General features: G+C 60.6%; 6 protein-coding genes and 1 pseudogene. 3 read left to right on the plus strand and 4 right to left on the minus strand.

Annotation, left to right across the window (positions count from 1 at the left end; all coding sequences use genetic code 11):
* The 4 genes from EOM25_11190 to EOM25_11205 form a co-directional block, all read right to left on the minus strand.
* The coding region (locus EOM25_11190) for a potassium transporter KefB (protein ID NCC25739.1) at window positions 1-264 on the minus strand (264 nt) is incomplete at its 3' end.
* Between the two features lie 94 nt (window positions 265-358).
* Complete coding sequence (locus EOM25_11195) at window positions 359-1,396, minus strand: prolipoprotein diacylglyceryl transferase (protein NCC25740.1); 1,038 nt, start codon at window positions 1,394-1,396, stop codon at window positions 359-361.
* Window positions 1,393-2,409 (minus strand): phosphatidylserine decarboxylase, encoded by a 1,017-nt coding sequence (locus EOM25_11200; GenBank protein NCC25741.1) that lies wholly within the window; start codon window positions 2,407-2,409, stop codon window positions 1,393-1,395. Before EOM25_11200 ends, EOM25_11195 begins: the two co-directional genes overlap by 4 nt.
* On the minus strand, window positions 2,393-4,768 hold the full coding sequence (locus tag EOM25_11205; GenBank protein NCC25742.1) for a hypothetical protein: 2,376 nt from the start codon (window positions 4,766-4,768) through the stop codon (window positions 2,393-2,395). Before EOM25_11205 ends, EOM25_11200 begins: the two co-directional genes overlap by 17 nt.
* A 167-nt stretch (window positions 4,769-4,935) precedes the next feature.
* Here EOM25_11205 and EOM25_11210 point away from each other — a divergent pair.
* From EOM25_11210 to EOM25_11220, 3 genes and pseudogenes are all read left to right on the plus strand, one after another.
* Window positions 4,936-5,484: pseudogene (locus EOM25_11210) on the plus strand (transposase).
* A gap of 62 nt (window positions 5,485-5,546) precedes the next feature.
* Window positions 5,547-6,323, plus strand: a complete 777-nt coding sequence (locus EOM25_11215) for an inositol monophosphatase (GenBank protein ID NCC25743.1) — start codon at window positions 5,547-5,549, stop codon at window positions 6,321-6,323.
* A gap of 87 nt (window positions 6,324-6,410) precedes the next feature.
* Window positions 6,411-6,627: TMEM165/GDT1 family protein (locus EOM25_11220; GenBank protein NCC25744.1), on the plus strand; the 217-nt coding region annotated here is incomplete at its 3' end.

The following is a 6,627-nucleotide window of genomic DNA, read 5'->3' on the forward strand; positions in this document are numbered from 1 at the left end:
GATTAACACCGGCTTACGCAGCCGAATCAATTCCCCGAAAGACAATTCCATGCCGATGGAAAAGAGCAGAAGGACGACCCCGATCTCGGCCATGGCCTCGACGGCGTGGATGTCCCCCACCAGGTTCAGACCGTAGGGGCCGGCGATGATCCCCGTCAGCAGGAAGCCGACGATGGCTGGAATGTTGATCTTGTGGCAGACGTAGATGACGCCGATGGACAGGCTGAAAACGGTGACGAATTCTTGAAGCAGAGGGATTTCCATGGCTGGCTCTCGCTCGGTGTGATGATGGAGACGGCTCGTGCCGAAACGACGGCCACGCTACCGGAATCCCCATCGCCGGGCAAGACGGCCCCCTTCAGATCAGATCGTTTCGGACGAATAGTTCCACCCTGGCTCCGGTGACCCGACTCCGCCCCATCCGCCAGGCAGTCCCCAGCCAGACAGCCTGCAAACCGAGCAGGACCTCTGGACGCCACAGGACACCAAGGCCCCGAGCCAGATCCGGATGCCCTCCGGTGGGGGCCATGAACGACGCCAAACCGATTCCGACTGCGGCTCCGCCCAGGCTCATGTACTGATAGGCCGTGATTCCATCCCGACCCCGGAAGTCGGCGCGCAGAAATTCCGACCCGAACCGCCAGAGCTGCGTACCCCCGATGGCAATGGCCACGGCCAAACCCATCCGGCCGGAAAGGAAAAACCAAGTCCCGGCCAGAGCGATCAGGGTGCAGACCACTGCAGTCATGGCTTGGATCGGCACCACCGGAACACCGTCCAGTCCATGGGCATAGGCAATTTTCTTGGTCCGTCCCTCGAAGATCATGGCCACCGCACCGAACAGCCTTTGCCAGGGCCTCGGCAAGGAATCGATCCGCCGGCCGTAGCAGCAGCCGAAGCTCAGACAGGCCAGGCGGCCAGTGCCTTCTCCCAAGGCGTAAGCCAAGCCCGTGGCTGCGATCATGGGCCCGGCCATGGAAATATCGCCTGCGGCTTTGGACACTACCCAGGCCAGAACGGGCGTGACCAGCACGCCCGCGAACACGGCGGCCCCGACGCTGAAGGTATGGCGTTTGCCCTCCACGATCCCGGCCAGGAAACCTGCGGCCGGGACACACACGGCCAGCACGGTCAAGGCCAGTATCCCGCCCCAGACCAGGGGCACTCCTGCCGCGGCCATGAGCACCAAGGCCAGAGCCGTGGCCAGAGCCACGCTCGCCCCGGTCAAAATTCCGTACATGGTGAAATTCACCCCTTCCCATGATCCGTCGGCCATTCTGCTGACCGGAAAAACCCAGGCCACCTGCCACCGTTCCCGGGGCAGGACGCGAAAGGCCAGGGCATAAACAGCGGCCAGGACAGCCCCCAAGCCCAGAACGAACATGCCGTTACTCATGACACCCCTCCCGCAAGGGCCCGGCCGATTTCCGAACGAACCGTTATATCGGTTTCTGTCAACGGATACCCGAAGACCGTGGAAAACAGCCCGCCCGGCCTGGCTTGGTTGGACACGAGATCCGGACTGAATTGGATTCGGTCAGGTTCGAAAAGCAGAACCACCACCGAACTGCCGGGCTTGAACAGACTCTTGGGCTGCCCCCGCTGGAGGACCATGCCCTGCCTGGCCGGAACCGGATCATCGTATCCCCGCTTCGAATAGCACTGAACCACGTGCCCGATCATCAGGGCCACGACCTCGACCATGGCCACAAGCCCGCATCCGGCTCCCCCGGGCACGTCTGTATCCAGAACCGTCACCGTCCTCCGATTCGTGGAGTACGGGGTGACCATCTCGACCACGGCCCGAGGGTTGCAAGCATGGTAGGCTCCGTCCACCTCGTAGATGTCAGCTACCTTTCCGCTGACCGGAACGTGGTTGAAATGGTATTTCTCCGGGGTCAACCTGAAGACCGCGAATCCTCCGCGGGCGAACCGATCGGCCCAGGGGCTTTCCCGGCCCAGGAGCTCATCGAAGCGAAAGAATTTTTCCTTGATGAAAAGCATGGAGTTCTCATCCAGGGAACCGACCACGGCCCTGGAATCAGCGGGCGAAACGATCCGCCCTTCCTCCTCGGGCATAGGTCTGGTTTCCCAGTAACGGATTTTCCGTTCGAAGATTTTTCGGGGCGTATCGTAAAATAAACTCGGTCTGACACATTCGTGAAGATCGATCCCCAGCCGCTCGACGAATTTTTTGGCTCCGGTCAGAGTGGCTCCCAGGGGCATGTCGAAATTGATGAACCCGAGAAGAGCGTTCATTCGCCGAGAAACGGCCAGCCGGAACAGAAACGGGGCCCGCTCCCTGACCGTGGAATAGAGGAACCGGACCACGGCATCCCCGAGCAGAGGTTCCTGTACGGTCTGGGCCGTTCGCCTGCAGATATAGACGTTTTCAGACGCATTGGACATGATCGACCTCCTGTTGACCGGCGAAACGGCCGGAGTGCATATGGGCCAGGCCGACCAGGAGCACAATCAGGTCCTCGAGAATCTCCAGGCCAAGACCCTGGGCCGTTCCTTTGATGCGGATGCTCTCCAGGGCCCCCTCGACATCCAGGCCCGATGCCCCGATCCAGGCCATTGTTTCGGGGCAGGCCTCGGCCAGCATGCCACTGAAGGCGGCCATGTCCCTCGCGACCCAGGCGGCCCCTTCCCTGACGTAGCGGTTGCGCCACCGGCCACGGCATTGCTTTTCCAGGGCCGCGTTCATCTCCCGGGCACCCGTGGCAAAGACGGATTGTCTCCGCAGGCATCGAAGCCCGTCCTTGGTCATCCGGGACCAGGCCGCCTCTGCCTCGCGGTTGACGATCCTGGCCTCTGTCTCCTCCAAAAGCCCCGGGCCGCCAAAAGCCTCGACCACCTCGGGTCGCCATTCGGCCAGACAACGAAGCAAAGCAAGCCTGTACTCGTTGAGGTGGACCCTGATATAGCCTTTGTATCGCCGACTGGACCTCGTCTTTCTGGTCCTGGAGACGATATCGATCAGAAAACGGTTTGGCGTGTCCTGACGGACATAGAAAGTCGGAATGCCCAGGGCCGCCCCGAACACCGCCTGTCTCCGTTCGCTCTCGACAAAAGGCGAATCTGGAATCATGCCATGGGACAGGGTCCCGTCAACGGCCATACCGAAGGCCGCAGCCGTGACCAGGGCCTGGAGGCCTACGGCCGGGGCCATGTCCCGGTCCAGGGAGGGAAACAGACTGTGGAACCGGCCCTCAAACCCGGTGAATCCCATGATCCGCTCTTCCCGGAGCTTGTACAGGAGATAGGTGGACATGTTGGCGTCGAACACACCCATGTCGGCCAGATCGATCTTCAGCTCACGGTCGTTTCCGGGCTCCCCGCTCAGGGCCGGGCTCCCCGGTGTGGACAAGAGGGTCATGAAATAATCCACAAGTCGAAAGTCCGGCACATAATCTCCTTTGAGGCCGAACAATCTTGCCAGGGCCCGATCGACCATTTCCGGCCCAAACGGGGTCGCCGGTCGGCCAAAAATCCTGTTGCGGGCCTTTTTACGCCACCTGCGCCAAAGCATCCGCAAATGCGTGAAATCAAGCTCATGGGGCAGAAACCCCAGCACCCGCTCCGGGTGAAAATCCGAAAAATCCATCCGAAAGGGAGCCGCGCTGAAGGTACCCACAAACAAGGGGAGAAAATGCTCGACGATCTTGATGGTCAAATCGCCGAAGTGCTTCTCGTGCCTGGGCGTCCATTCCCTCGATTCTGACCGCAGCATGTCTCCCATCATCCGGCTCCCCAGACTGACATGGGTCCCGTTGTTGGACAGGCAGGTGCTCGAGGTGCTCGGCAACACGACCAGATTCCGACGAATGATGCCCGCCTCGCGCAGGGCTCCAAGACAGTTGAGACGGCTGCGGGACAGCATCCGGTGGCACAGGCCCATGTAGTGGTGCTTTTCCTCGCCCCGTTCCCATCCGGACAGACACGGGCTCATGAACAGCTTGCGGTAGAAGGAGTCCGGAACCAGACTGTTCAGAACCGTCTGCCTCCTGGGGGGCAGGGCCCCGGCATAGAGTTCGGCCCGTTGCCCGCTTTCGCCCAGCCCAAAGGACCGATTGGCGTATTCGACGAGAAGATGACACAAGAGAAAACGCTCGGCATTCTCCCTGGCCACACCCTGGATTCCGTCCCGGCCCAGAGCCACAGGGTACAGGGAGCAGACCTCGGGGGAAGTGTTGTCGTTGGAAAAAAAAGCCCCGAGGCGTAGGCCCTGTTCCCTGGTCGTCGCGGGCATCCCGGGATTTCCCAGGGCCTGGGCCAGAGCCAGTTTCAGAAGATAGCTGACCGGCACCCGGACCATTTCCCTTTTTCCTTCCCGTTCCTCGAAGCGGAACTCCCGGTAATCTGTCCGGTACGGTCCGTCGGACCTTGATTTGTCGGCCTTTATATCCTTTTCCAGAACCATGGCCGCCAGGTTATTCATGGCCTCGGCCTTGAAGCGGACCCAACTGTTCTCCCACAAGCCGCTCTCGTTCCCATCCAAAAACGCGTTCATATCATCCAGGGCCTGACGTCCCGTGTCGCCGGTCTCCACCCGCCGCTGCAGATTCCGAAAATATCGGGACTGCCTGATGGTCAGGGGAAGATCGACATCTTCGGCCCGCCCAGAAACCGCGGCCTGAAGTTCGTTTTCGACCCCCACCGTGCAATCGTCGGGGCCAAAGGGCACAATCCCTGCCAGAAACAATTCCGATGGTCGCGTCACATCGCCATGATCCGAACCCACGACACGAAGAATCGCCGTCATGACCAGCCTCCTGTTGATGGTTGCCAGCGTTCTTGACGGCTTCCTAACTCCGTTCGTGTGATGGGATGATGGTGAAAAGGTGACGACTGCGTGGCTAAAACGGCTGTTTCTTGATTCTTGTCGGGTTGGTATCTACATTCACGGCTGCTGCAACCTTGGGGAGGCTCATGGAAAACAAGTTCAAGAGATACCACCGCCGCAGCATCCGGCTGAATGGCTATGACTATTCCGGGTCAGGCGCATATTTCGTGACCGTGTGCACCAACGACAAGGAATGCCTGTTCGGAAATTTTGTCGACGGGAAAATGTACTTGAACGACGCTGGGCGGGCTGTGGAGGCCTGCTGGTTGGCAATTCCGGACCATTTCCCGAACATTGAACTGGACGAATTCGTCATCATGCCCAACCACATCCACGGCATCATCGTCATCACCCCGTCCACCGTAGGGGCGACGCATGCGTCGCCCCTACAAAGGCAAACACAAACAGTCTCCCCAACATTGCCCGGACCAAAACCCAAATCCATCGGGGCAATCATCGGTTCGTTCAAATCTGCGGCGTCAAAAAAAATCCATACCTTACCAAATTTCACCGACACCCCCGCCTGGCAACGAAACTATTTCGAACATGTCATCCGTGACGAAAACTCCCTGAACCGTATCCGCCAATACATCCTTGACAACCCTGCGCAATGGGCCTTCGACAGAGAAAACCCTTGGGGCACGACACAAGGCCACAAAGCTATCTCTCCCGCCGGTACCAAGTTGGAGGAGAAACCATGAACCACGATCTCATGACCCAGGCCGAAAACATCGTCCGGCAATCCGGCCATATCGTCCTTGACCACTGGGACAAACCCAGAAACATCACGCGCAAGGGCCGCATCGACCTGGTCACGGACACGGACCTGGCCGTGGAGGCCTTTCTCAAGGAGGCCCTGGCCGACATCCTGCCCGGATCGGCCTTTCTGGCCGAGGAAACCAGCGCGGAAACCAAACTCGACCGGCCCACCTGGATCATCGACCCCGTCGACGGAACCACCAACTTCGCCCACGGTGTACCCTTCGTGGCCACATCGGTGGCTCTCTGGCAGGATGGCCAGATCGTTCTCGGCCTCGTCAACATGCCGATCATGGGGGAATTGTTCATCGCCCGGGCCGGGCAGGGGGCCTTTCTGAACGGACGGGCCATGGCCGTGTCGTCCGAAACCGATCTGGCCTCTTCCCTGGTGGCCACGGGATTCCCGTATTCCGTCCGGGAGGACATCGAGCCCATCATGGCCGATCTGAAACGGGTTCTCTGCGCCACCCAAGGGGTGCGTCGACCCGGTGCCGCGGCCGGGGACCTGGCCTGGGTGGCCTGCGGCCGATACGACGCTTTCTACGAAATAGGCCTCAAGGCCTGGGACACGGCCGCTGGCATCCTGCTGGTGACCGAGGCCGGAGGGCAGATCTCGACCTTCGACCCGGACACGCCCTACCGCCTTGGAGACCGGACCATCCTGGCCTCCAACAGCCGTATCCACCGGGGCCTTGCCGGCCTCTTGCAGGCCTGATTTCGCCCTGAGCCGGCCATTGCCTCGACCGGCCGAATCGGGTACAGGCCTGTCACCATTTCGTCACACGACCACGGGGGGAATTTCGTGGACTGGAAGCTGCTCGGCACCACCTTCCTGACCCTTTTTCTGGCCGAACTTGGCGACAAGACCCAACTGGCCTGCGTCATGCTCGCCGCCAAGACCGAGAAGCCGTGGACCGTCTTCCTCGGCTCCTCCCTGGCCCTGGTCCTGGTCAGCCTCATCGGGGTCATGTTCGCCCAGGCCATCTGCCAGTTCGTCTCTCCGGAGATCATCAAGAAGG

Source organism: Deltaproteobacteria bacterium, from assembly GCA_009929795.1.
Lineage (GTDB): Bacteria > Desulfobacterota > Desulfovibrionia > Desulfovibrionales > Desulfomicrobiaceae > RZZR01.

What these genes read in the sequence shown, in the direction of transcription:
- EOM25_11205 (NCC25742.1), bottom strand. Translation starts at nt 4,768, where the DNA reads ATGACGGCGATTCTTCGTGTCGTGGGTTCGGATCATGGCGATGTGACG.
- EOM25_11195 (NCC25740.1), bottom strand. Translation starts at nt 1,396, where the DNA reads ATGAGTAACGGCATGTTCGTTCTGGGCTTGGGGGCTGTCCTGGCCGCT.
- EOM25_11215 (NCC25743.1), top strand. Translation starts at nt 5,547, where the DNA reads ATGAACCACGATCTCATGACCCAGGCCGAAAACATCGTCCGGCAATCC.
- EOM25_11200 (NCC25741.1), bottom strand. Translation starts at nt 2,409, where the DNA reads ATGTCCAATGCGTCTGAAAACGTCTATATCTGCAGGCGAACGGCCCAG.